Raw genomic sequence first — 25,015 nt, 5'->3', positions numbered from 1 at the left:
ATATGGGACTGATTAAAGAACCTTTAAACGTGGACTTTGTAGTTGACCCTAGACCACTGACAGAGAAAGAAAGAAAAATGATTAGCGACTTTATTAAGGCGGACAAATTAAAGAAAGCAAAAATGATTGACCGAATTAAAAAAAGTCAAAAGAGACGTTCAATAACAAAAGTGAGTTAATGCGGCACTACACACAACAATGTATTTGCGTCAAGCGGGGTTGACGTGTAATCCAACGTTTTCGTATCTTTAATGCGTTCGGTGTCGGGGACAAGGCGTGGCTTCGGAAGCCCCGCTCGAACGCAAATACTCACGTTATGCACAATGCCGCGGGACAGATTGGGTGCTTCGAACATTGGCACATTTGCTTGCCACACATTCCCGCGCGACACCAAAGCAAGCAAAAGAGCCAATCTGCCCACCCTCGACTGAGAACTCAAAATGGATATCTAATTAGATTGATCCAGAGAGCGAGTTAACTATGAGATAGATAAAAAAATAAACCCTAAATTAGGAACAAAGATCGTCATCAAACTTGACCCGTTATGTTGAAAAGTTTTTTCATATCAGCAATCAGAAACTTAAAAAGAAACAGATTATACTCTGCAATAAATGTTTTGGGGCTGGCACTGGGGATCTCTTGTTGCATGGTGATTTTTGTAATTGTGAAATATGAAACTTCGTTTGATGACTATCATGGCAAGGCTGACCGGATTTATCGGGTAAACTTAAATCAGCAAACGGCTCAAGGTAGGAGACTTGATGGATGTAACTATTCTCCTCTCGCTGAAGCTATTCGGAGTGATGTTACAGGACTGGAGGAAGTCACCGGAGTCTACTGTTTACAAATTTATCAGTTTTCAAAAGATGACAATCTTTTCGAAAACAAGTACGCTTTCTTTGCCGACCAAAATTATTTCAATGTTTTTGATGTAAAGTGGATAGCAGGCAATCAGAAGCAAGCATTGAGTTTTCCAAATTCAGTTGTTGTCACGGACACCTTTGCTGAAACATTTCTTGGAGGTGCCAATGCTCTGGGTAGTACCTTTACATTGGAAAACAAGTTAACCCTTACAGTTACAGGGATTGTGCAGGCTCCACCCACCAATACGGATCATCCCTATAGTATTTTAATTTCTTATTCTTCGTTGGCGAACTACATTCCAGAAACCGTAGACAACTGGATGACCATCGGTGCTGGAGCAACATATATCGTGTTCGATAAAAATACCCGACAAGATCAGATATATCCTCAACTTGACAAGATCATCCAAAAACATTTAGATCGAGATGTCGCAAAAAATACCGAGTTTTTTTTAATGCCTTTGGATGATAATCATGATCGAAATTATGATTACTCAAGCTTCAACTATGATTTCCCAGTACCTGTGATGGTTATTTTATCGATCATCGCTGGAATGATTGCTTTCATTGCCTGTGTCAATTTTGTGAATCTTGCTACGGCCCAATCCCTGAAAAGAGCGAAAGAGGTTGGGCTAAGAAAAACAATGGGTAGTAGTCGTGTTCATCTAATTGTACAGTACATGAGCGAAGCTTTCGTGATAACCCTGTGCGCCATGATGGCCGGATTAGTAATTGCTAGAATAGGAATGATCCAATTGAATGAGCTTTATGGAGGAAATTATTTACAATTTGATCTCTTAGGTAGTCCCTCAACAATATTATTTATCACTGGTATTACAGTTGTCATAAGCATTCTGGCAGGATTTTATCCGGCCTTTATTCTATCAGGATACAAGCCAGTTCTGGCATTAAAATCTCAAACCTATAGCGGAAAAAGAAAAGGACTTTCAATCCGGAGAGGATTAGTCATTTGTCAATTTGCTGGTGCTCAAATTTTGATTCTTGTGACCATCATCATGATTAATCAAATTAATTTTTTTAAAGACCGTTCATATAGTTTCAACCCTGAAACTATAGTAATTATCCCCGCTTTACGTGGTAATGAAAATAAACAACACGAAAAATTGAATCGTGAACTCACAAAAGTAGAGGGAGTGATAACACATAGCTTTGGAAATGTTGGAAATGAAACATCTGAATTTTATAACGATGAAGAGAATCGACATTCAGGGATTGTTAGTTATATAGACACATCCTATGTTCATGTCTTTAATGTCGAACTGCTGACAGGGAAGAACTTTTCTTCTGAAGTTATCCAATCATCTTCTGAAGTCTTGATTAACGAATCCCTGATGAAGACTTTAGGCATCGAAAATCCCGAACAAGCCATCGGCAGTATCTACACATTAAATAATCAACAGGTTACAATTCGAGGAGTGCTCAAGGACTCTTATACACAGCCATTGAGCACTAAAGTAGATCCAATTAGTTTCCAGTATCTCCCGAAAAAGTTTACTGGGCTTGCGATCAATATTTCCACAGATAACATACCGGAAACATTGGCAGGTATTGAGAAAGCATGGAAAGACGTGTATCCCAACTACCTCTGCAAATATCAGTTTATGGATGATTCATTAAGTCGTGAGTATGGATTTTACAATATTATCTTTTCGTTTTTAGGCACAGCTTCATTTTTGGCAATCTTCATTGGCTGCTTGGGTTTATATGGTTTAGTTTCCTTTATGGCAATTCAACGTACAAAGGAGATTGGTATTCGTAAAGTGTTTGGGGCAACTGTAGCCAACATAATAATGATGTTTACAAAGGAATCTTCGATTTTAATAATAGTCGCTTTTGTAGTAGCATCTCCATTGGCTCATTTTGTTGGAATTGCTATGCTTATGGAATTCCCCGAACGCGTGAAACCTGGAGTTGGAATTTTTATAATGACTTTGTTGGGCTCTTTGCTTATTGCCCTGCTGACAGTGACTTATCGCTCCTTTCGCGCTGCAATTCAAAATCCTGGAGAAAGTCTGAGAGTTGAAGGCTGACATTTCTAGGAGAACAGATTTATTTTGACGGACAAAAAAACTTACTTCGAAAACCACACCAATGCCAGTGCCGCACATGTCGACACACAAACCAAAGCACTGGCATCCGTGTGGTTAGGTAACGTGTGACTGCGGCACTGTGCATAACAAAATACATATGCCATGCAGGGGTTTAGTGTTGCCATTTACCTGTAATCAACTAATTTAGTATAATCAACGTGGGACAGTGACGTGTTTCAAAAACCCTGCACGTCATATGTACAAACGTTGGCTGCCATTACATGAAAATCGAACAGACCATTGAGAAATATTATTACCTGACAGGAGACGAGAAATCGACAGTTGGTAATGCTGACCCAGTTGACGACAAATTAAGCTGGGACTTTTTTGAAAATAAGGATTCAAGTTTCGAATTGTCAGAACCATTGAGATTTAAAATAAGTGACGGTAGATTTTTTGGGACTATTGGCGACTACCAATTCAATAGCTGTGGCTTTCTCTTATTCTCTAACAAACTTCGGACAATAATTGAAAAATATTTGACCGACATCGACAATCCAAAATGGTTTGACGCAATAGTAACCGACTTGGAGAATAAGGAACACGCTTATTCAATTCTTTATCTTTTCGACAAGGTTGACTTCTTGGACTACGCCAAATCAACTTTTGTAACTGGAACCGACAATCCAATAAAAAAAAGGTATGATATTGAAAGAATCGGGGACAGGTTGATATATAACTCAAATTCCCTTGGGACTTCACTTTGTGTTCACGACATGGTTAGAAAGGACATAAAGAAATCCGACTGTAGCGGATTATATTTTTATAAAATTCACTCTTCGGGACGATTGGTGTAAGTAACGGCAGCCAACAAAAGCTTGTGGCAAGCGGGCGGGACTGTGCGTCATTGAAGTGTGCAGTTCTTTATTTATCTTTATCACGGTGGACAGGACGAAGGTTTTAATTTGCCCGCCTGCCACAAGCTAATCGTTGGCGGTAATTCCCGTGCGACCCCAAAAATTTGCACCTTGTGGACAGAATTCCACCCTTTTTCATAAGTTTTGCTGAAAATAGTATAAAAATAATTTGCGGACTTTAATACCTCATTGTATATTTACAAAATGAACGGTTCAATCAACAGTCCATTTCGTTATGCTGGAGGAAAGTTCTATGCACGGAAGCTTATTCTCGCCCATGTTTCAAGTCACACTGCCTACATTGAACCTTTTGCTGGAGGAGGTAGTATTTTTTTCGCAAAACCTAAAGTTAATTTCAACCAACTCAATGACATTGACGGAGAACTCATCAATGTCTATTTGACCATCCGCGACAATCCTGAGGAATTGATTTACTTCTTGAGAAGAAGATTGGTAAAAGAAAGTAGAGTTCCTGAAAAATATACAAAAACTGTACTCTTTGGAGATCCGCTTCCAGCGACCAAAGAATTACACGGTTTTTTTAAAAATGAGTTTAAACCACAGAACAACATCGAAAGAGCGGGCAGATGGTTTTACCTCAATCGAACATCTTATAGCGGCATAATGAATAGCCAAAATATGTATTGGGGTTATGGAGACAAATTTTCAATGCAGCCAAAAAATTGGGCTCAAAACATTATAAGAACAAGTCAAAAATTACAAGGCGTTGAAATAACAAATCTTGACTTTGAAGAAGTAATTGACAATGCACCTGATGGAGCTTTATTATTTCTTGACCCACCATATTTTAACGCAGACCAAGACAAGTTCTATCAACACTACTTTTCTAAACAAGACCATTTTAGGCTGGCTGACTGTTTACGAAGAAACAATGACCGCCTTAGTCTATTCGTAACTTACGACAATATACCTGAGATTAAGGAACTATATAGTTGGATGCTTGAAACGCACGACAGAGAGTGGAACTATTGTATTCAAAGAACAGATGATCAAAAGAATGGAACTGCAAAAAAAGGTGAGAGATATAAGGGAAAAGAGCTTTTTCTTATAAACTATGACAGCGAATTAGCAACTCTAAAAGAGCCAGAAGCTATTTACGCCTCGTAGTTTGGTTGGATCTTCTTTTTTCCTCGACAACTTGTAATAATCTCTGTTCTATTGAAGCCAACGGTTTCCAGTTGAGATCACTTTCAAGTTTAACATAAGGAGTTCTTGGAATAAATCCTTCAATAGCTATATCTACAGGGATACAGTATCTCCAATCACTTTCACATGCTGTTATAAGTTCTGCATCATTTGACGCAGAATAAAAGTTGTAGAGTAATGACTTCAACTCTTGGTCATGCACGACTTCTAGGTGTTCCCCGACAGTATTACCCTCAAAAATTGCATTCGAGGTGTTTGTTATCAAAACGTCAAAACTATCGACCGAATAGCGGTCATTTGAAGAACCCGCCAATTTTATATTGCTCCTTGACCTATGGCTTTTAACTAAGAAATGCGGGACTTTTAAATTCCTGCTTCTCTTTCCATCGCTAATTGAACCACGAACAGTGCTTTTGCTTTCAACCTTTAGAATTACTCCAGTTCTGCGATGAGTTATACTTATATCTTCATCATACGTCCCAGTTTGCGCATTCAGGTTTAGCTTCTGGACACTCCAAGTTGTTCTCGGTAAAATCTGTTCCAATAACAAAAAAGCATTGTACTCCATTGCCTTGCCCCGTATCATCGGTGTTACCTTTTGGTCTTCGAGTATCTCGAATAAAAATTCAAGGGGGACATTGAATTTTTTACAATACTTTAAAAGCTTTTCGGCAAGTGCTGCTTTTTCTTCGTTCGTCATTTAGGAATTTCTTTAGTAAATCCAGCAACATCACATTCGAGGCAATCGGCAATTTTAACAAGGGTCAAAAAACTGACGTTTCGTTCGCCTCTTTCAATTCCGCCAACATAGGAGCGGTCAACTTCTGCCTGAGAAGCAAGTTGCTCTTGTGACAAGCCTTTTGACTTTCGCAATTCGCGAATTTGGTTGCCTAACTCTATGAGATGTTTATCCTTTTTCAACGTGGTAAAAATAAAGCAATGACTACTATAATACCACAGACTATAATACCTCATTTGGACGTGCCGAAAAAGCAAGGACGAGAGGAACTACCGCCAACAAAATGTTTGCGCAATGGTGCGTTGACGTGTAGCCCAAAGTTTATATCTTCGTTCAACGTTTGGTGTCGGGGACAGGACGCGGCTTCGAAACCGCACCACTGCGCAAACACAAACGTTGGCTGCCATATAATGACGACTAAATTGAATATCTAATTCGACTATGGGACGATATATTGACCGACCTACTATCGACACATATCTAAACTTAGGAAAAACCCTTGAAGTATTTCTTGGACGAATAAATTCAGATAAAACGATTCTAAGCTATCTTGAATTAATAAAAAATGCGGACGACAAAATACAAGTGACGCTCATTGAACATTATGACGAAGGCAACTTGAATTTTCTAGACATATACGACTTTTCCTATGTTGATTCAGACGCTGAATTTTTAACTATGAAATTTGACAACGTTGAAAAAGCCATAGAAGGAATCAAAACAAGATTTCAACTGGTTGAGGTAAAGTTTGTAAATCAAGGTCTTATTCAAAATGAATATAGTGACTTGTTAAAATTAGAAGGACGAAGTTAGTTTCCGGACTTCTGACGCATGCAAATTGGGTTGACAAAACTATACGGCAGCCAACAATAGCTTGCGGCAAGCGGGCGGGACTGTGCGTCATTGAAGTTTGCGGTTCTTTATTTATCTTGGCGTGTGGGACAAAGCGCAGGTATTAAATTGCCCGCCTTCCGCAAGCCCAACGTTGTGCGTAATGCGAACAGACATTTTAACCGACTAATATATGAAAAGACTAAAATTGACTCTTGGACTTCTCACACTTGTGACAATTTACAGTTGTAACAAAAAGACTCAGATTGACGACAGAAAGTTCCATGGCATGTGGACACTTGATAAATTTGAATTGTTTGACAGCTTAACAAATAATTGGACTGTTGATACAACTAGAATCGGAACAAGTGGTTACATACTTTATGACGGAGAAGGCCATATGGGAGTACACTTGATTCCAAGAGGCTATAAAGATTTTGACACTAATAAGAACATCGACAGCTTAGAGCATGACGATTTAAAACAACTTGCTAGATTCTACAAATCAAACTTCGTCTATTTTGCCAACTACAAAATCCACGAAACAACGATTGACCACGGCCGACTCACAGCGACAGAACCAGGAAATTGGGGAACGACTTTAGTTCGTGACTTCGTCTTTAAAGGCGATACTCTTATTTTAACGGCTCATGAAAAAGTTAGAGGACAACAATTGAGACTTATATGGATTAAGTTATAAAAATTAGAGTTAGATTGCACTACGCACAACAATAAGTTTGCGCAAGGCGGGGCGGACGAGTGGCTTGCAAGGTTCGCGTTTTTTCAGTTCATTTATCTTGTGGACAGGACGCAGGTTTTAACTTCCCGCCCTGACGCAAACTTTAGCCTTATGGCCAATTTGCGGGACGAGTGCTCCTCCAGAATTTTGGTGGCGACAAATTAATAGACGACTGACTTCTGTTCGCTGACAATTCAAAACACTACGCGGACTTTCCTTCAAACGACTGACGGAAAATTTAGAAAATCAAAGACACCTTTTTAAATTTCTTCCTGGGGACATTTTTGCACGTTTACGAACCGTCTCGGAATCATTTGCAATCGGGCGACCTGTTTGCGCGCGACAACTCTTAACGACTCTTTCTGGCGGACGACCAAAACTCTTGCGCTGGACGACTTGCTCGCGAGACTTCTCGGTTGACATTTCTTCTTTTGCACGGTCGACATTAAAACCCTAAGCTCGGTTGCAAACTGGCCATAACACAGGCTTGCAGAAAAGCGGGCGGACTGTGCGTTAGGAAAGTTCAGTGCGTTTCATTTATTTTATCTCGTGGGAGAAGGCGCAGGTTTTTAATTGCCCGCCTTCTGCAAGCCTAAACGTTATGCGCAAGCCCCGCGGACTCGCAGGATTTTGAAACCGCAAAACAAAATTCATCCCGCGCCTTTGCTTATTTCTTTTGCAGCTTTTCAAATTGGTTCACCATTGCGTGGGGACGGTGACGCGGTTGGCAATTTCTTCACCACGCCACGCTTCACCGCTCCGGGACAGGGACGCAGGCGCACCCGCCACGTTGGACGGTTTTTCGCCCCTGAAAAATTTCTGGGGCTGTTCGCATAACAAAAAGTTTATGCCAGCTGCGGGGTCGTTGTGGTTATTCGGTTTGTTTTTCTTAATTTAGCTCTGCCACGTGCGACAGGGACGCGCTCCGAAGACCGCAGCCGTCACAAACTTGGCCGTTATGCGCAAGCCCCGCGAACGCGCAGGATTTTGAAACCGCAAAACAAAATTCATCCCGCGCCTTTGCTTATTGGTTTTGCAGCTTTTCAAATTGGTTCAGCATTGCGTGGGGACGGTGACGCGGTCGACAATTTCTTCACCGCGCCACGCTTCACCGCTCCGGGACAGGGACGTAGGCGCACCCGTCACGTTGGACGGTTTTTCGGCCCCTGAACAGTTTCTGGGGCTGTTCGCATAACAAAAAGTTTATGCCAGCTGCGGGTGCGGTTCGGTTATTCGGTTTGTTTTTCTTAATTTAGCTCTGCCACGTGCGACAGGGACGCGCTCCGAAGACCGCAGCCGTCATAAACTTAGCCGTTATGCGCAAGCCCCGCGAACGCGCAGGATTTTGAAACCGCAAAATGAAATTCATCCCGCGCCTTTGCTTACTTGTTTTGCAGCTTTTCAAATTGGTTCAGCATTGCGTGGGGACGGTGACGCGGTCGACAATTTCTTCACCGCGCCACGCTTCACCGCTCCGGGACAGGGACGTAGGCGCACCCGGCACGTTGGACGGTTTTTCGGCCCTTGAAAAGTTTCTGGGGCTGTTCGCATAACAAAAAGTTTATGCCAGCTGCGGGGTGGTTGTGGTTATTCGGTTTGTTTTTCTTAATTTAGCTCGGCCACGTGCGACAGGGACGCGCTCCGAAAACCGCAGCCGTCACAAACTTAGCCGTTATGGCCAATTTGCGGGACGAGTGTGCATCCGAAATTTCGGTGACGACAAAATTAGTAGACGACTAACTTTTGCTCGCTGACAATTCATCGACATTGCGCAGAAAATTTAAAAAATCAAGGACACGCTTTTTTAAGACGTTCTCCTTGGGATACTTTTGCTCGTTGACGACTCGTCTCGGAAACATTTGCAGCAATCGGACGACCCATTCTCGCGCGACAACTCTTAGCGACTCTTTCTGGCGGACGACCAAAACTCTTGCTCTGGACGACTTGCTCGCGAGACTTCTCGGTGGACAATGTTTTCTTTTGCGCGGTCGACATTAAAACCCCTAAGCTCGGTTGCAAACTGGCCATAACACTAGCTTGCAGAAAAGCGGGCGGATTGTGCGTTAGGAAAGTTCAGTGCGTTTCACTTATTTTATCACGTGGGAGAAGGCGCAGGTTTTTAATTGCCCGCCTTCTGCAAGCCTAACCGTTGTGCGCAATAAAATTTAGACAAAGGGGTTACAAACTGACAGATGGGTTTATTTGACGTTGTTGACATCTTTACTAGTCTTTCGCTCCTTGGACAAAAGGACGCTGAAAAAAAAAGGCCAAGAATTTTTATTCTTTTCTACATCCTATTTATACTCGGTCTATTCGGACTTTTCATCGAGTTGAATCCAATATTTAATTTACTGACACCAATTTGGTTCATCGGACTATTTACAATCATTGGACTTCTGTTGACACTTGGGACAGTAATCTTGATATGGAAACTGAATTTAATTGAGCAAATTAATAGAAAGGACTTCTTTGCAATATTAATCCCAATTACACTTCTGACTATTTCGGGAGCAAGCTTTATAAACAGAAGCTATGGAAAAACTAACAACTTCCAGACAGCTGTAGTCAATGACCCTCAGCATGGAACAAATATTTCAAAGGCAGTTGTAACCTTAGACGGAGAAGACATTTGGACGAGAGTACCAAGAACAACAGATAGTTCATTAAAAAAAGGAGACTTGCTTGAAATTAGAAAGACCAAAGGACTATTGGGATTTGACATAATAAGTGGGACGACAATTCTAAAAAAGTGAGTTAAAAATTTTACAGCGCACAACAATGTATTTGCGTCAAGCGGGGTTGACGCGTAATCCAACGTTTTCGTATCTTTAGTGCGTTCGGTGTCGGGGACAGCACGTGGCTTCGGAAGCCCCGCTCGAACGCAAATACTCACGTTATGGGCAACTTGTTTTGTTCTCGTGGGACTTTGGCCCGTTGGCAATTTTTCGTTTGACGTTTAAGTGTGCACTCCGTTGACCGGGGAAGGAAGCACGTTGCTGAGAGTTTGACGCAGGACGACATCGGGACGCACTTCGTGGAGCGTGACGTAGGACAGCAGCCCATAACATTAAGTTTGCGCCAGGCGGGTTGGACGTGTGGCTTGCAAAATCGGTAGTTATTTAGTTCTTTTAGCACGTGGGAGATGACGCAGGTGTTTACCTCCCGCCCTGACGCAAACTTTAGCGTTATGCGCAAGCCCCGCGAACGCGCAGGATCTTGAGACCGCAAAACAAAATTCATCCCGCGCCTTTGCTTATTTCTTTTGCAGCTTTTCAAATTGGTTCACCATTGCGTGGGGACGGTGACGCGGTCGACAATTTCTTCACCGCGCCACGCCTCACCGCTCCGGGACAGGGACGTAGGCGCACCCGCCACGTTGGACGGTTTTTCGGCCCCTGAACAGTTTCTGGGGCTGTTCGCATAACAAAAAGTTTATGCCAGCTGCGGGGTTGGTGCGGTTATTCGGTTTGTTTTACGTAATTTAGCTCTGCCACGTGCGACAGGGACGAGCTCCGAGAACCGCAGCCGTCACAAACTTGGCCGTTATGGCCAATTTGCGGGACGAGTGCTCCTCCAGAATTTCGGTGGCGACAAATTAGTAGCTGACTGACTTCTGCTCGCTGACAATTCATAAACATTCCGCGGACTTTGCTTCAAACGACTGACGGAAAATTTAGAAAATCAAGGACGCCTTTTTAAACTTTTTACTTGGTGACACTTTTGCTCGTTGACGACCCGCCTCGGAATCATTTGCAATCGGACGACCCATTCTCGCACGACAACTATTGACGAAACTTTCTGGCGGATGACCAAACTCTTTCGCTACGACTTGCTCGCAATGCTTCTCGGTGGACATTTTTTCTTTTGCACGATAGACATTAACACCTTAAGCTCGGTTGCAAACTGGCCATAACACAGGCTTGCAGAAAAGCGGGCGGACTGTGCGTTAGGAAAATTCGTGGCGTTTCATTTATTTTATCTCGTGGGAGAAGGTGCAGGTTTTTAATTGCCCGCCTTCTGCAAGCCTAACCGTTGGCTGCAAGGCGTTCGAACCAATTACACTAACAAATAATGAGACACATAATGATGCTTTTCTTGGGACTTTTAATTCTAGGTTGCAATTCAAAAGCTAGTAACAAGGACAATCAAAACAATAATCAAGACTCGATTGCTCAACCCGAGTTGACAACGGTTACTAAATTCAATTACGCGGACTTCAAAATAATGAAGGGACGACTGGGAAACATAAAGATCGGAATGACAATTACTCAAGCCGAGCATCAATTTAGTGGACTATCTAAAAAAGAAAATGATGCTGGTGTATTTGGCTTTGATGGGGGTGGCTCGGCATACCTATATTATTCCGGTGACGACATTGTATTTGCATTAATTCCGAAGCACGGTACCGACACTATATTTTGTATAATTGCTGCCCACAAGGAACTGAAAACGACCAACGAACTTAACCCAAAATCTTCGGTTGAGGAACTCACAAAAAAGTATCCTGAATTAACAGTGGTTCAAGACTTAATGAACGGATGGGAAATTATTGAAGACAAGATAAATAAATGGAGCTTTACTTTCATGTCGGACAAAGGAATTGAAATTGGAGAATATCCTGAGGTAGGGAAACCATCAAAACCTAAACGACTAGACGTGAAGACCGACTGGATTGAAATTAGATGAGTATAACTTAAAGGGGACGACTAAATACCCTGCAGCCAACAATAAGTTTGCGCAAGGCGGGGCGGACGTGTGGCTTGCAAGGTTCACATTTTTTTAGTTCATTTATCTTGCGGACAGGACGCAGGTATTAACTTCCCGCCCTGCGCTAACTTTAGCGTTGTGTGGCATTTGCTAAAAGAATTCAGCTTCGATTTATGGAAATACATGGGACAATGAATCGTTACAGAAAAAACCTATGACAAAGAATCTACTAATTACACTGTTGACCGTGATTTCTGTAACGGCTTCGGGACAAACACTTAAGACCGAAGATCAAAACCTTAAAGGCTGGACTAAAGAAACAAAGGTTATTTATGCTGACTTTAAAGGTAAGCCGACCGACCAATTAAAAAGACTTAATAAAGAAGCTGGACTTCAAGCTTCGGCACAAGTTGGACTAAAATCAATCCTTGACGTTCCCAAAAAGAAAAGAGACAGAGGACGACTTCTCGAGAAGGTTTACGTTGCCCCCTTTTTCATCAAGACTACTTCGGTGACAATGACTAAAGACGAAAAAGAACTCGATAAACAACGGCTCTATTTTGACATGGGTGAGGTACACGCGAGAATGATGAGAAGAGATATTGAGCATATTCAGGACTCAACAAAAGCATATGGGACAATGTGGATTTTGTATTCAAGCTTAAAGGACTACTACTGTATTGAATTCGGAAAAATGTTCAATGACTATACCTATGAAGTTTTTGTTGAGAAAAAGGAAGGAGCATTTGAAAAATGGCGAGAACTAATCGACAAAGGACTAAGTGAATTAGAAAAGTACGCCACTAAAAAAGAGGACTGTCACCGACTTTTGACAGGACTACCAATTGACCCGGAATATGAACAATCAGAGAAAGTTCTGGACACGTTTATGAGGTGTAACCAATAAAGGGCGGGAGGAGCAAACGCCACACAACAATGTATTTGCGTCAAGCGGGGTTGACGCGTAATCCAACGTTTTCGTATCTTTATTGCGTTCGGTGTCGGGGACAAGGCGTGGCTTCGGAGGCCCCGCTCGAACGCAAATACTCACGTTATGCGCAAGCCCCGCGAACGCGCAGGATTTTGAATCTGCAAAACAAAATTCATCCCGCGCCTTTGCTTACTTGTTTTGCAGCTTTTCAAATTGGTTCATCATTGCGTGGGGACGGTGACGCGGTCGACAATTTCTTCACCACGCCACGCTTCACCGCTCCGGGACAGGGACGCAGGCGCACCCGGCACGTTGGACGGTTTTTCGGCCCCTAAAAAGTTTCTGGGGCTGTTCGCATAACAAAAAGTTTATGCCAGCTGCGGGTCGGTGCGGTTATTCGGTTTGTTTTTCTTAATTTAGCTCTGCCACGTGCGACAGGGACGCGCTCCGAAAACCGCAGCCGTCACAAACTTGGCCGTTAGCAGCAAATTTTGACGACACCTATACCACAAAATGACACTCAAGAAAATTAATATGCGGACACCAAAAATAATTCTAGGCCTTGGACTTTTAATTTTAACTTTTAGTTGCAGCAGACAGGGGAGAGAAGAAGCGGAAAAAGGCACAGTTGCTGACAGTATTTCCAATACTTTTATTTCTTCATCAGCCGCAGTAGAAAATGGAAAAGACTCGACAAGACGGTTTATCCGAACGGCTGAACTTAAATTTAAGGTCAAAAGCGTTATCAAATCGACTTATGACATAGAGGACATCACGAATCGGCAAGGAGGTTTTGTAACCTATACCAACTTGACCAGTGACATAAATAATGTGACAACTATAGCTGTGAGTGCCGACTCTACTCTTGAAACGACATATTACACAGTTACGAATTCAATCAAAATAAGGGTTCCAAACACAAAGCTCGACACGACCTTAAAGGAAATATCTAGAAACATTGATTACTTGGATTATCGTATAATAAAAGCAGAAGACGTTGCATTACAAATTTTATCTAACAACTTGATTCAAAAGCGTTCTGCTAAAAATCAAGAGAGACTTGCGAACGCAATCGACAAAAAGGGAAAAAAGTTAAATGAGACAACTAATGCCGAGGAATTACTACTAGACAAACAAGAACAATCGGACAACACGAAAATCTCAAATCTTTCGTTGACAGATCAAATTAAATTTAGCACCATAAATATTTCTATTTATCAACGACAGACTTTTAAGAGAGAACTTATTTTGAATGACAAAAACGTTGATGCCTACGACCCAAGTTTTGGGAGTAAAGTTCTTGAATCATTAAAATTTGGTTGGGACATTCTTGAAACGTTTTTAGTTTTCTTAACAAGGTTATGGGGCTTGTTTCTGTTTGCTATTTTAGTTTACATCATTTACAAAAAGTATGGTCATAGGCTTAAGTAGTCGACAACTCACAAAATTGACGAGAATAAAATCTGCTGCTAACAATATATTTGCGCCAGGCGGAGTTGACGTGTGATTCAAAGTTTTGTTATCTTTATTCCGTTTGGTGCTGGGGACAGGACGTAGTTTCAAATTCCCGCCCGATCGCAAATATTTACGTTATGGCCAATTTGCGGGACGAGTGCTCCTCCAGAATTTCGCTGACGACTAATTTGTAGCCGACTGACTTCTGCTCGCTGACAATTTATAGACATTGCGCGGACTTTCCTTCAAACGACTGACAGAAGATTTAAAAAATCAAGGACACGCTTTTTTAAGACGTTTTCCTTGGGAGACTTTTGCTCGTTGACGACTCGTCTCGGAAACATTTGCAATGGGATGACCGATTCTCGCGCGACAACTCTTAACGATACTTTCTGGCGGACGACCAAAACTCTTGCGCTGGACGACTTGCTCGCGAGACTTTCTCGGTTGACATTTTTTCTTTTGCTCGGTCGACATTAAAACCTGAGCTCGGTTGCAAACTGGCCATAACACAGGCTTGCAGAAAAGCGGGCGGAGTGTGCGTTAGGAAAGTTCAGTGCGTTTCATTTATTTTATCACGTGGGAGAAGGCGTAGGTTTTAATTGCCCGCCTTCTGCAAGCCAAATCGTTAGCAACAATGCGCTTTCAAAATTTTGGCTAACGAATTAAACAGACGACATTTTTTCTCGAGGACGCGTGTGACCAATGAAGCCAACGCACATTTGGCACATTTGCAGGCCGCACAAATCCGCCCGACTCCCAAGCCTGCAAAAGAGCCAAATCGTCCGCGCTCAAGAGTAAAACCAAGCCGAAAGTTTACTCATATCCCTTAAAAGTTTTGACGATATTTGACAATTAACTCATGTCCGATATATTTATTAGTTATTGAGATATCAAAGTGGAGTACGTAAAGAACATTAACCAACTACTTAAGCCAAAAGTGACTGAAAATCAGGTCGTTTTGGACTTATTTGCTGGGTGTGGTGGATTATCATTGGGGTTCGAGGCAGCTGGTTATAGGACAATTGGGTTCGAAATGAACCAATTTGCGGCATCTACCTACTCTAAGAACCTCAACGGGGAATGCTCCACTGTGAAACTTGACCTTTCCTTTGACTACCCAAAAGCGGATATAATTATAGGTGGCCCTCCTTGTCAACCATTCAGTGTTGGCGGATATCAAAGAGGAATTGAAGACGCAAGAGATGGATTCCCAATATTCATTGACGCAATTAAAAAACTTGAACCTAAGATTTTCATGTTTGAAAATGTTAGAGGACTGCTATACAGAAATAAAGACTATTTTGAACTAATAACGAACGAACTAAAAAAACTCGGTTATCTAATCGACTTTAAACTTTTGAATGCGGTTGACTTCGGAGTTCCTCAAAATCGAGAAAGACTTTTTGTTGTTGGACACAGAGCCAAGTTTTCTTTCCCCAAGAACAGGAATAAGAAAGTTACTGCCGGAGAGGCAATAGGTGATTTAATGTATACCACTCCTCCTGAAAGTAAATTCTTAACAGAATCAATGGACAGGTATGTCGCCAAATATGAAAAGGCATCAGACTGTATAAATCCCCGAGACATTTACCCAAATAAACCTGCAAGAACTTTAACATGTAGAAATCTTGCTGGAGCAACTGGAGACATGCAACGAGTAAGACTTGAAGACGGAAGAAGAAGGAGATTAATTGTACGCGAAGCAGCTCGATTACAAAGTTTTCCTGATTGGTTCGAATTTAACGGAAATGAAACAAGTCAGTTCAATCAAATAGGTAATGCAGTTCCTCCATTATTAGCATTTCAAATTGCGAATTCAATAAAGGAATGTTACTCACTTGGTGAGCTTCATTCAGCGCTAGAGATTGCTAATTCAAATTCACTAAACAAGGAGCTTACACTATTTGAACTATGAAGCAATACATTCTAAAAAGCACAAAATCAAAGAAGGTACAAAAAATCACTAATGAAGCCATTGAAATTTTAGAAGCAGCAGGAATTCCAATTGCCTCAAAATCTCAACGCGGGTTAGAGAAAATGGCTTTAGCATTTTTAGCTGTTGCTGGCGTTACCAAAGACTGGTCGAAAGTTAAAAGCGTTAAAGACAGCTATTTCTTAAAAACACGAGACATCATTAATTATCTTAATAAATTTTTAAGAGAACTATTGAATTTTGAAATCATTCAAAATCAAATTGACTTTGAAATTAAAGGAAGTAGCAGAAAATTTGTTTCCTTATCAATATTAAGAAACTTAAAAATTCCTTTTCCTCCGCTAAATATTCAGCAAAAATTAGTTTCTGAAATTGAGGCAATAGAAAAGCAAGACCAAAAAGCGGTTGAGGAATTGGAAAAACTACAAAATGAAATTGAAAGAACTTTTAAAAATATAAAAGGGAAAACAAAAAGGTTTGACGAAGTCTGTGAATTAAAAGCAGGGAATTTTGTAAAGGCAGAGAGTATCATCAACGAGTATTACCCCAATTTATATGCTTGTTATGGAGGAAATGGATTAAGAGGTTACACAGAAACTTTTACTAACGAAGGACAATTTTCTTTAGTAGGTAGACAAGGTGCTTTATGTGGTAATGTACATTTAGTTTCAGGAAAATTTCACGCCACAGAACACGCATTAGTTGCTTATCCGAAAGAAAATATAGATACTATTTGGTTGCATTATCAATTAGTATTTATGAATTTAAATCAATATGCAACTGGTACAGCCCAACCAGGACTTTCTGTAATGAACCTCAATCCAATTGAGATTCCAGTTCCTACAATTGCGGAGCAGAAAAAACTTGTTTCTCAAATTGAAAATATTGAAAAGAAAATGGCAGACATCGTTAAACAAATAGACTTGACGCCAAAACAGAAAGAGAAAATATTGAAAAAGTATTTAGTATAATGCCAACCCTTCGCAGTCATACACATTTGCAAGCCACCCAAGCCAACGCACAGACCAAAGCTTGCAAAAGAGTATGCCTGCCCAACCGCACCGCAGACAGACAGCTTAACGACCGAAAAGAACAACGAAGGCATAACAGGCGTTTGGCAAAAAAGCGGGTTCAGTGGTTAATTGAACATTCTACCTCGTATCAACTTTTGTGCTGGGTTGACAGTTTAGTACTTCGAAATCCGCTTCTTCGCCAAGCGCCAAACCGTTAGCACCAATAAGTAAAGACGACACAGCAATGAACAAACTAATCACAACATTGACAATTTTATGCTTCGGGACACTGTTGACCTTTGGACAAACGGCAGACCCCAAGACCATTTACAAGCAAGCATTTACCGAACAGCTACAAATGCTTAAAGGACAGAAACCAGTTGACTTTAAACGAGCAGTTTTTTTGACCGAGAACGCTTATCACAAAGGACAATTGAACTATCTAACCTTTTGTAACGGAATAACAGCGACTGGACAACAATTGAAAGAACTAATCAAACAACGTGGACTTCAAAACTATAAGACCGCTGGTAACTGGGCGGTTTTTAGCTATATGACAGACAGCTTACCAATCAACAATTTCAAGCCTTGCACTTATGACTTTGACGATTTTATGGGCGACAAAGACTGGACTAAAATGTTTGTAACCAAACTTATAAAAACAAGAAGCGGCAACTGCCACTCTTTACCTTATTATTACAAAATACTTTGCGAAGAAATTGGAGGAAAAGCAAGTTTGGCGCTTGCACCAAACCACGTTTACATAAAACACATAGACGAAAAAGGGCAATGGTCAAACGTAGAACTTACAAACGGTGGTTTTCCGAGAGACCAATGGATAATTAAACAAATGGCAATTTCAGTAGAAGCAATTAAAAGCGGTATTTATATGAATCCACTTTCTCAAAAAGAAAGCATTGCAATGACAATGTTTGATTTAGCAAGTGCTTATGAATTTCAATTCGGCAATGACGATTTTGTTTTGCAAACAGCAAATACGGCATTACAATATTTTCCTAAATGTATTCCACTAATAATGATGAAAGCTAACTGCATTAGGGACAAAATCGAGGCAGAACAGAAAAAAGCAAATCCAAACAAAGAACTGATAAATAATAACATTGCACTTTACAAAAAGACAATTGGAACAATAGACAGTTTAGGGCATAAAGATATGCCAACAGAGGTATATCAAGAGTGGGTAAAATCGGTTGACAATGAAAAAGCTAAAAAAAATCAAACAACTAAAAAATAATTATATTTACACTAAATTTCATAGCAAAATGAAAACAAAAATTCTTTTATCATTATTATTAATTAGCAGCTTCGCTGCTAATGCTCAAAACGATAATCCTTATGCGATTTTCGGACACAAAACCAATGTAGTTTATGAAACTAAAGTAAAGGACTTCTTTATCATTCCGAACAATGACCCAAGTTCAAAAACAAAGGCAATTGCGTTTAATGTTGATGAAGGATATATTTTATTTTTAGGTTCAAATGACAGTATTTTAAGTAGAACAAAAATTCAGCCCGACCAACTTTTACGTTGGCTTTCCATTGACCCGTTAGCTAATGAATATCCCTCAATAAGTCCTTACGCTTTTGTTGCAAACAATTGTATCAATGCAATTGACCCCGATGGACGTAAAATTGTTTTTGTAAATGGTTATTATAATACAGGTAGCCTTTCAGGACTTGCAGGTTCTGTTGGTGGTCAAGGTTATTGGGGAACTGACTTAATATCTGGTGCTCAAACTTTTTTTGGGGATAAAAAAACTGGCTTTGTTGATGGAAGAGGAGCATGGAATTCAACAGGTTCAGAAAGGTTTGACGCAGGTTATGCCTATGCAAAAGCAAATTTGACAACAATCACAGCAGGAATGGTTGAAGGTGAAACAGTAAAAATAGTTTCTCATAGTATGGGAGGAGCCTACTCAGAAGGAATGATAAAATACTTACAAGAGCAAAAAATAGCAGTTGAACAAGTTGTTCATTTATCGCCAGCAGACCCGAGTGGCTTTACTGCCAGTTCAGCCCCGACAATGCAATTTAATTTAGAAAATGATGGTGTGCTATTATATAAAAATTTTGGCGAAAATTATATGATACCAGGCGTTGATAGATATGGAATCGCAAGCACTGCGAGAGGAAAATCAGATGACTTGCAATTGAGTCATATAGATACCAAAATAAACAATATTTGGGGAATGGTAGGTGATTTAAAAAATATTCAAATGAATATTACGGGTAACACAATGTCAACGCCATTTGGAACTTTTACAGGACCAAGCAACTCATATAATTCAACAGGTAATAGCAATGGAACTCAATTTAATATTCTAAACATAGGAGGGACTGATTACAAAGGAACAAGCGCACCAAATAATTTTATCGGGCCATTGCAATACTAAAATGAAAAACAAAATAAAATTTATTCCTCTCTTCGGTTTCCTTCTACTGTTTGGTTGCATGGCTAAACCTAAGCAACCTCCATTAACAGAAAGAGAAGCTGAATTTTTTTTATTATTATCAAAGGAATGTAATTGCTCGGTAACAAGAGAACTTGATGTTCGCAACGAATCAGAAAGAATTAACGCAAATGACAAGGGGTTTTATGTTATTTCCTTTGACAGTCTAACTTTAGTGCCATTTAATAATATTGATAGTTTGAAAACTTCCAGTTTTACAATCGCAAAGAAATTACATAACACGGTTTTAAATAAAGACTTTAAATTCACATACGACCACATAACAGTTTTTTACTCATCACCTATTGACAAAGTGAATTCAAAGATAGAATCGTTTACTTATAGTTTATCCGACATAAAATAGGAAGAACTTACTGGTGCTAACAGCACATTGGCAATAGGCGGGGTTCCGTCTCCGCTTGACAGTTTTGTGGTAGCCGAAAGTTCAGTTCTCCGAACTAACTTTTGTACTAAAAAGCCCGCCCATCGCCAATCTGCAAAACGTTATGGCCAATTTGCGGGACGAGTGTGCATCCCCAATTTCGGTGACGACAAATGCCGACTGACTTCTGCTCGCTGACAATTCATAAACTTTCCGAGGACTTTGCTTCAAACGACTGACGGAAAATTTAAAAAATCAAAGACACCTTTTTAAACCCTTTTCTTGCGGACGCTTTTTCTCGTTGACGACCCGTCTCGGAATTATCTGCAATCGGACGACCCATTCTCGCGCGACAACTCTTAATGACACTTTCTGGCGGACGACCAAAACTCTTGCGCTGGACGACTTGCTCGCAAAACTTATCGGTGGACATTTTTCCTTTTTCAGGGTCGACACTAAAACCCTAAGCTCGGTTGCAAACTGGCCATAACACAGGCTTGCAGAAAAGCGGGCGGACTGTGCGTTAGGAAAGTTCAGTGCGTTTCATTTATTTTATCTCGTGGGAGAAGGCGCAGGTTTTTAATTGCCCGCCTTCTGCAAGCCTAACCGTTACAAGCAATGCTATGAGAGACTACGAACTAAATGAAATAGACTCAGAAGACATCGGGGATTTACTTGTAAAAGTAGAGACTTCGTTTGACATCAAATTCGTTGGAGACGAGTTAGCTCACATAAAGACATTTGGACAGCTTTGCGACCACATTGCAAGCAAAATTCATCTCGACAATTCTGACGACTGCACAACCCAACAGGCGTTTTATAAACTTCGTGACGCAATTTCATCGACACTTCAAATTGACAATAAATCAATCACTCCAGACTTTGCTCTTGCCAACCTGTTGCCACGCCAAAGCAGGCGCAAAAAGACAATGAAGTTAGAAAAGTATTTAGGTTTTAAACTAAGTATTTTGCGGCCGCCACATTGGTTGACTGGCACTCTTATTGTTTTATTACTTGCATCCGTAGTTGGACTGTTTTTTAATTGGCAAATCGGGCTTTTAGGACTCTCGTTTTCGGTTAGTGGACATTGGCTCGCAATTCGAATTGGAAACGAACTTGACCTGCAAACTGTTGGACAAGTTGCAAAAAAAATAACTCGAGAGAATTACTTGAAATCAAGACGCAATCCAAAGACATTTAACAAAAGAGAGGTTGAAGAAGTATTAACTGAATGGTTCAGTGACTACTTTGACTTAGATAAAAGTAAGTTAACGAGAGACGCAAAATTCGTGTGACAGAAAGCACTGCTTGTAACAATATATTTGCGCCAGGCGGGGTTGACGTGTAGTTCAAAGTTTTGTTATCTTTATTTCGTTCGGTGCTGGGGACAGGACGCAGTTCCAAATTCCCGCCCGATCGCAAATATTTACGTTGGGCTATATTGCGAGTGCGAATTTCAGAGATCGCCTTTTACAAAGTTCTGTTTTCCCTATTTATTTACAAAGTCGCTGAAGGCACGTTGGAAGAAAGACGTTAGGATTTCTTTTCAAGTCTTTGCGGTGAGACCGTGAAAGTTCGCACTTTCAAACGGGTGACCCCGCTTTCAAAGACTTGGGGACGAAGTTAATCGTTTGGTTTGACAGTATCCAGATGTCAAACGATTACAAACGTTTAATTACGGCTAACGTGCCGAAGTGTGCCGTGTTAAAAGGGGGTAAATAACAGGGAAATGAACTTCGGCAGTCCAAGTAACGTGCGCATAATTTTCTTTTATACGCAATGACTTGGCCATAAAAGGCGAACTCGAAATTGCAACACCGCCCAACATAGGGTTGCCGAAAGTGGGGCTAAGTGCGTTAGGAAAACGTTCCTCTTTCTATTAATTTTATCTTATGGGGAAAGAGCGAAGTTTTTAATCCCACCTTCGGCAACCCTCATCGTTATGCGCAAGCCCCGCGAACGCGCAGGATTTTGAGACCGCAAAACAAAATTCATCCCGCGCCTTTGCTTATTTGTTTTGCAGCTTTTCAAATTGGTTCACCATTGCGTAGGGACGGTGACGCGGTAGACAATTTCTTCACCGCGCCACGCTTCACCGCTCCGGGACAGAGACGTAGGCGCACCCGGCACGTTGGACGGTTTTTCGGCCCCTGAAAAGTTTCTGGGGCTGTTCGCATAACAAAAAGTTTATGCCAGCTGCGGGGTCGTTGCGGTTATTCGGTTTGTTTTTCTTAATTTAGCTCGGCCACGTGCGACAGGGACGCGCTCCGAAGACCGCAGCCGTCACAAACTTAGCCGTTATGCGCAAGCCCCGCGAACGCGCAGGATTTTGAGACCGCAAAACAAAATTCACCCCTCGCCTTTGTTTATTTGTTTTGCAGCTTTTCAAATTGGTTCAGCATTGCGTGGGGACGGTGACGCGGTCGACAATTTCTTCACCGCGCCACGCTTCACCGCTCCGGGACAGGGACGCAGGCGCACCCGCCACGTTGGACGGTTTTTCGTCCCCTGAACAGTTTCTGGGGCTGTTCGCATAACAAAAAGTTTATGCCAGCTGCGGGGTCGTTGCGGTTATTCGGTTTGTTTTTCTTAATTTAGCTCTGCCACGTGCGACAGGGACGCGCTCCGAAGACCGCAGCCGTCACAAACTTAGCCGTTGGCGGTAATACCTCGACAGAGAAAACATAGGACAAATGAAATTTATTCTTCGACTTAAACACTGGCAATTATTTTTGTTGACGATTGGAGTACCAATCTTGGCTGACATCTTAGGTGTTTCTGGACACGGACAAACTGGGTACGCTGACGTAATAGTAGGAATGATAACTGTTTCGACAGTGTTTAGCTGGATTTGGACAATTCCAAATGGACTCTATAAGCTATTGCCCGTTGGACACAACTTCCGACTTTGGAGATTTAGAGTTGCATTTCTATTGGCGCTGACACTCTTAATTTTTATTTTCTGGTTAACAGAAAATGAAAATTTTTTGAGTGGTGACGACTTTTTAATCTTAGTATTCACCGGAGTTCCAATCTATTTGGGACTAATGGTTTATTCTGTGTTATTCGCAGCTAAGACACTTAAAACAATTGAATTGGGACGACTTGCAAAGATTAACGAATATGCCGTAGAGGCATTTCTAATATGGATGGTTCCACTTGGAGTTTGGTTCATTCAACCAAGACTCAACGAACTGGCAGATTAGTAAACAGTCAGAGATGGTACTACCGCCAACAAAATGTTTGCGCAATGGTGGGGTGACGTGCAAGCTATAAGTGTTATCTTCGTTCAACGTTTGCCCACGCGGACAGTGGCGGCTTCGAAAGCCCACCACTGCGCAAACACAAACGTTATGCGCAAGCCCCGCGGACGCGCAGGATTTTGAAACCGCAAAATGAAATTCATCCCGCGCCTTTGCTTATTTGTTTTGCAGCTTTTCAAATTGGTTCACCATTGCGTGGGGACGGTGACGCGGTCGACAATTTCTTCACCGCGCCACGCTTCACCGCTCCGGGACAGGGACGCAGGCGCACCCGCAACGTTGGACGGTTTTTCGGCCCTTGAAAAGTTTCTGGGGCTGTTCGCATAACAAAAAGTTTATGCCAGCTGCGGGGTGGTTGTGGTTATTCGGTTTGTTTTTCTTAATTTAGCTCGGCCACGTGCGACAGGGACACGCTCCGAAGACCGCAGCCGTCACAAACTTAGCCGTTATGCGCAAGCCCCGCGAACGCGCAGGATTTTGAAACCGCAAAATGAAATTCATCCCGCGCCTTTGCTTATTTCTTTTGCAGCTTTTCAAATTGGTTCAGCATTGCGTGGGGACGGTGACGCGGTCGACAATTTCTTCACCGCGCCACGCTTCACCGCTCCGGGACAGGGACGCAGGCGCACCAGCCACGTTGGACGGTTTTTCGGCCTCTGAACAGTTTCTGGGGCTGTTCGCATAACAAAAAGTTTATGCCAGCTGCGGGTGCGGTGCGGTTATTCGGTTTGTTTTTCTTAATTTAGCTCGGCCACGTGCGACAGGGACGCGCTCCGAAGACCGCAGCCGTCACAAACTTAGCCGTTATGCGCAAGCCCCGCGAACGCGCAGGATTTTGAATCTGCAAAACAAAATTCATCCCGCGCCTTTGCTTATTTCTTTTGCAGCTTTTCAAATTGGTTCAGCATTGCGTGGGGACGGTGACGCGGTCGACAATTTCTTCACTGCGCCACGCTTCACCGCTCCGGGACAGGGACGCAGGCGCACCCGCCACGTTGGACGGTTTTTCGTCCCCTGAACAGTTTCTGGGGCTGTTCGCATAACAAAAAGTTTATGCCAGCTGCGGGGTCGTTGCGGTTATTCGGTTTGTTTTTCTTAATTTAGCTCTGCCACGTGCGACAGGGACGCGCTCCGAAGACCGCAGCCGTCACAAACTTAGCCGTTGGGCTATATTGCGAGTGCGGATTTCAGAGATCGCATTTTACAAAGTTCTGTTTTCCCTATTTATTTACAAAGTCGCTGAAGGCACGTTGGAAGAAAGGCGTTAGGATTTCTTTTCAAGTCTTTGCGGTGAGACCGTGAAAGTTCGCACTTTCAAACGGGTGACCCCGCTTTCAAAGACTTGGGGACGAAGTTAATCGTTTGGTTTGACAGTATCCAGATGTCAAACGATTACAAACGTTTAATTACGGCTAACGTGCCGAAGTGTGCCGTGTTAAAAGGGGGTAAATAACAGGGAAATGAACTTCGGCAGTCCAAGTAACGTGCGCATAATTTTCTTTTATACGCAATGACTTGGCCATAAAAGGCGAACTCGAAATTGCAACACC

General features: G+C 41.7%; 20 protein-coding genes. 18 read left to right on the top strand and 2 right to left on the bottom strand.

Features of this window, described 5'->3' with window-relative positions:
* Nucleotides 1-2: 2 nt before the first annotated feature.
* The 4 genes from KA713_09730 to KA713_09715 all read left to right on the top strand — a co-directional run bounded on the left by KA713_09730 (nt 3) and on the right by KA713_09715 (nt 4,959).
* Nucleotides 3-179, top strand: a complete 177-nt coding sequence (locus KA713_09730) for a hypothetical protein (GenBank protein UXE68826.1) — start codon at nt 3-5, stop codon at nt 177-179.
* A gap of 365 nt (nt 180-544) precedes the next feature.
* A complete protein-coding gene (locus KA713_09725) occupies nt 545-2,914 on the top strand; it encodes an ABC transporter permease (protein UXE68825.1) in 2,370 nt (789 codons plus the stop codon).
* 281 nt (nt 2,915-3,195) lie between these two features.
* Nucleotides 3,196-3,771, top strand: coding sequence for a hypothetical protein (locus KA713_09720; protein ID UXE68824.1), 576 nt, complete (start codon nt 3,196-3,198; stop codon nt 3,769-3,771).
* A gap of 264 nt (nt 3,772-4,035) precedes the next feature.
* A complete protein-coding gene (locus KA713_09715; protein UXE68823.1) occupies nt 4,036-4,959 on the top strand; it encodes a DNA adenine methylase in 924 nt (307 codons plus the stop codon).
* Here KA713_09715 and KA713_09710 read toward each other — a convergent pair.
* Together KA713_09710 and KA713_09705 are read right to left on the bottom strand one after the other, a co-directional pair.
* Nucleotides 4,943-5,698, bottom strand: coding sequence for a hypothetical protein (locus KA713_09710; GenBank protein UXE68822.1), 756 nt, complete (start codon nt 5,696-5,698; stop codon nt 4,943-4,945). The two genes, KA713_09715 and KA713_09710, sit on opposite strands and share 17 nt — an antisense overlap.
* The gene (locus KA713_09705) at nt 5,695-5,973 is read right to left on the bottom strand and encodes a helix-turn-helix transcriptional regulator (GenBank protein ID UXE68821.1); all 279 of its coding nucleotides are present in this window, start codon (nt 5,971-5,973) and stop codon (nt 5,695-5,697) included. The genes KA713_09710 and KA713_09705 overlap by 4 nt, the downstream gene beginning before the upstream one ends.
* A gap of 205 nt (nt 5,974-6,178) precedes the next feature.
* Between KA713_09705 and KA713_09700 the strand changes: the two genes are divergently transcribed.
* The 14 genes from KA713_09700 to KA713_09635 all read left to right on the top strand — a co-directional run bounded on the left by KA713_09700 (nt 6,179) and on the right by KA713_09635 (nt 23,408).
* Complete coding sequence (locus tag KA713_09700; GenBank protein ID UXE68820.1) at nt 6,179-6,550, top strand: hypothetical protein; 372 nt, start codon at nt 6,179-6,181, stop codon at nt 6,548-6,550.
* Nucleotides 6,551-6,761: 211 nt separating this feature from the next.
* Nucleotides 6,762-7,268 (top strand): lipocalin-like domain-containing protein, encoded by a 507-nt coding sequence (locus tag KA713_09695; protein UXE68819.1) that lies wholly within the window; start codon nt 6,762-6,764, stop codon nt 7,266-7,268.
* Between the two features lie 669 nt (nt 7,269-7,937).
* Complete coding sequence (locus KA713_09690; protein ID UXE68818.1) at nt 7,938-8,144, top strand: hypothetical protein; 207 nt, start codon at nt 7,938-7,940, stop codon at nt 8,142-8,144.
* Between the two features lie 1,355 nt (nt 8,145-9,499).
* Nucleotides 9,500-10,060: a hypothetical protein gene (locus tag KA713_09685; GenBank protein UXE68817.1), complete on the top strand. Its 561-nt coding sequence runs from the start codon at nt 9,500-9,502 to the stop codon at nt 10,058-10,060.
* 1,318 nt (nt 10,061-11,378) lie between these two features.
* Nucleotides 11,379-11,993 carry a hypothetical protein gene (locus KA713_09680; protein UXE68816.1) on the top strand — a complete coding sequence of 205 codons (615 nt, stop codon included), beginning with the start codon at nt 11,379-11,381 and terminating at the stop codon, nt 11,991-11,993.
* Between the two features lie 235 nt (nt 11,994-12,228).
* A complete protein-coding gene (locus tag KA713_09675) occupies nt 12,229-12,921 on the top strand; it encodes a hypothetical protein (protein ID UXE68815.1) in 693 nt (230 codons plus the stop codon).
* A 558-nt stretch (nt 12,922-13,479) separates the two neighbouring features.
* Nucleotides 13,480-14,376 (top strand): DUF4349 domain-containing protein, encoded by an 897-nt coding sequence (locus tag KA713_09670; GenBank protein ID UXE69091.1) that lies wholly within the window; start codon nt 13,480-13,482, stop codon nt 14,374-14,376.
* Between the two features lie 922 nt (nt 14,377-15,298).
* On the top strand, nt 15,299-16,318 hold the full coding sequence (locus tag KA713_09665) for a DNA cytosine methyltransferase (GenBank protein UXE68814.1): 1,020 nt from the start codon (nt 15,299-15,301) through the stop codon (nt 16,316-16,318).
* A complete protein-coding gene (locus KA713_09660) occupies nt 16,315-17,307 on the top strand; it encodes a restriction endonuclease subunit S (protein UXE68813.1) in 993 nt (330 codons plus the stop codon). The genes KA713_09665 and KA713_09660 overlap by 4 nt, the downstream gene beginning before the upstream one ends.
* A 286-nt stretch (nt 17,308-17,593) precedes the next feature.
* Entirely contained in the window at nt 17,594-18,604 is a 1,011-nt protein-coding gene (locus KA713_09655; GenBank protein UXE68812.1) for a hypothetical protein, read from the top strand.
* Entirely contained in the window at nt 18,567-19,763 is a 1,197-nt protein-coding gene (locus KA713_09650) for a hypothetical protein (GenBank protein UXE68811.1), read from the top strand. The genes KA713_09655 and KA713_09650 overlap by 38 nt, the downstream gene beginning before the upstream one ends.
* Nucleotide 19,764: 1 nt before the next feature.
* The gene (locus KA713_09645) at nt 19,765-20,184 is read left to right on the top strand and encodes a hypothetical protein (GenBank protein ID UXE68810.1); all 420 of its coding nucleotides are present in this window, start codon (nt 19,765-19,767) and stop codon (nt 20,182-20,184) included.
* 641 nt (nt 20,185-20,825) lie between these two features.
* Nucleotides 20,826-21,497, top strand: coding sequence for a hypothetical protein (locus tag KA713_09640; GenBank protein ID UXE68809.1), 672 nt, complete (start codon nt 20,826-20,828; stop codon nt 21,495-21,497).
* Nucleotides 21,498-22,895: 1,398 nt separating this feature from the next.
* Nucleotides 22,896-23,408: a hypothetical protein gene (locus tag KA713_09635; protein ID UXE68808.1), complete on the top strand. Its 513-nt coding sequence runs from the start codon at nt 22,896-22,898 to the stop codon at nt 23,406-23,408.
* Nucleotides 23,409-25,015: the final 1,607 nt, after the last annotated feature.

Origin of the sequence: Chryseotalea sp. WA131a, from assembly GCA_025370075.1 — a bacterium.
GTDB lineage: Bacteria > Bacteroidota > Bacteroidia > Cytophagales > Cyclobacteriaceae > ELB16-189.
The sequence above is the reverse complement of the archived record's forward strand: the minus strand, read 5'-3'. Positions and strand labels throughout refer to the sequence as shown.

What these genes read in the sequence shown, in the direction of transcription:
- KA713_09675 (UXE68815.1), top strand. Translation starts at nt 12,229, where the DNA reads ATGACAAAGAATCTACTAATTACACTGTTGACCGTGATTTCTGTAACG.
- KA713_09700 (UXE68820.1), top strand. Translation starts at nt 6,179, where the DNA reads ATGGGACGATATATTGACCGACCTACTATCGACACATATCTAAACTTA.
- KA713_09640 (UXE68809.1), top strand. Translation starts at nt 20,826, where the DNA reads ATGAGAGACTACGAACTAAATGAAATAGACTCAGAAGACATCGGGGAT.
- KA713_09710 (UXE68822.1), bottom strand. Translation starts at nt 5,698, where the DNA reads ATGACGAACGAAGAAAAAGCAGCACTTGCCGAAAAGCTTTTAAAGTAT.
- KA713_09695 (UXE68819.1), top strand. Translation starts at nt 6,762, where the DNA reads ATGAAAAGACTAAAATTGACTCTTGGACTTCTCACACTTGTGACAATT.
- KA713_09725 (UXE68825.1), top strand. Translation starts at nt 545, where the DNA reads ATGTTGAAAAGTTTTTTCATATCAGCAATCAGAAACTTAAAAAGAAAC.
- KA713_09635 (UXE68808.1), top strand. Translation starts at nt 22,896, where the DNA reads ATGAAATTTATTCTTCGACTTAAACACTGGCAATTATTTTTGTTGACG.
- KA713_09650 (UXE68811.1), top strand. Translation starts at nt 18,567, where the DNA reads ATGAAAAAGCTAAAAAAAATCAAACAACTAAAAAATAATTATATTTAC.
- KA713_09705 (UXE68821.1), bottom strand. Translation starts at nt 5,973, where the DNA reads ATGAGGTATTATAGTCTGTGGTATTATAGTAGTCATTGCTTTATTTTT.
- KA713_09730 (UXE68826.1), top strand. Translation starts at nt 3, where the DNA reads ATGGGACTGATTAAAGAACCTTTAAACGTGGACTTTGTAGTTGACCCT.
- KA713_09680 (UXE68816.1), top strand. Translation starts at nt 11,379, where the DNA reads ATGAGACACATAATGATGCTTTTCTTGGGACTTTTAATTCTAGGTTGC.
- KA713_09645 (UXE68810.1), top strand. Translation starts at nt 19,765, where the DNA reads ATGAAAAACAAAATAAAATTTATTCCTCTCTTCGGTTTCCTTCTACTG.
- KA713_09660 (UXE68813.1), top strand. Translation starts at nt 16,315, where the DNA reads ATGAAGCAATACATTCTAAAAAGCACAAAATCAAAGAAGGTACAAAAA.
- KA713_09655 (UXE68812.1), top strand. Translation starts at nt 17,594, where the DNA reads ATGAACAAACTAATCACAACATTGACAATTTTATGCTTCGGGACACTG.
- KA713_09685 (UXE68817.1), top strand. Translation starts at nt 9,500, where the DNA reads ATGGGTTTATTTGACGTTGTTGACATCTTTACTAGTCTTTCGCTCCTT.
- KA713_09715 (UXE68823.1), top strand. Translation starts at nt 4,036, where the DNA reads ATGAACGGTTCAATCAACAGTCCATTTCGTTATGCTGGAGGAAAGTTC.
- KA713_09670 (UXE69091.1), top strand. Translation starts at nt 13,480, where the DNA reads ATGCGGACACCAAAAATAATTCTAGGCCTTGGACTTTTAATTTTAACT.
- KA713_09720 (UXE68824.1), top strand. Translation starts at nt 3,196, where the DNA reads ATGAAAATCGAACAGACCATTGAGAAATATTATTACCTGACAGGAGAC.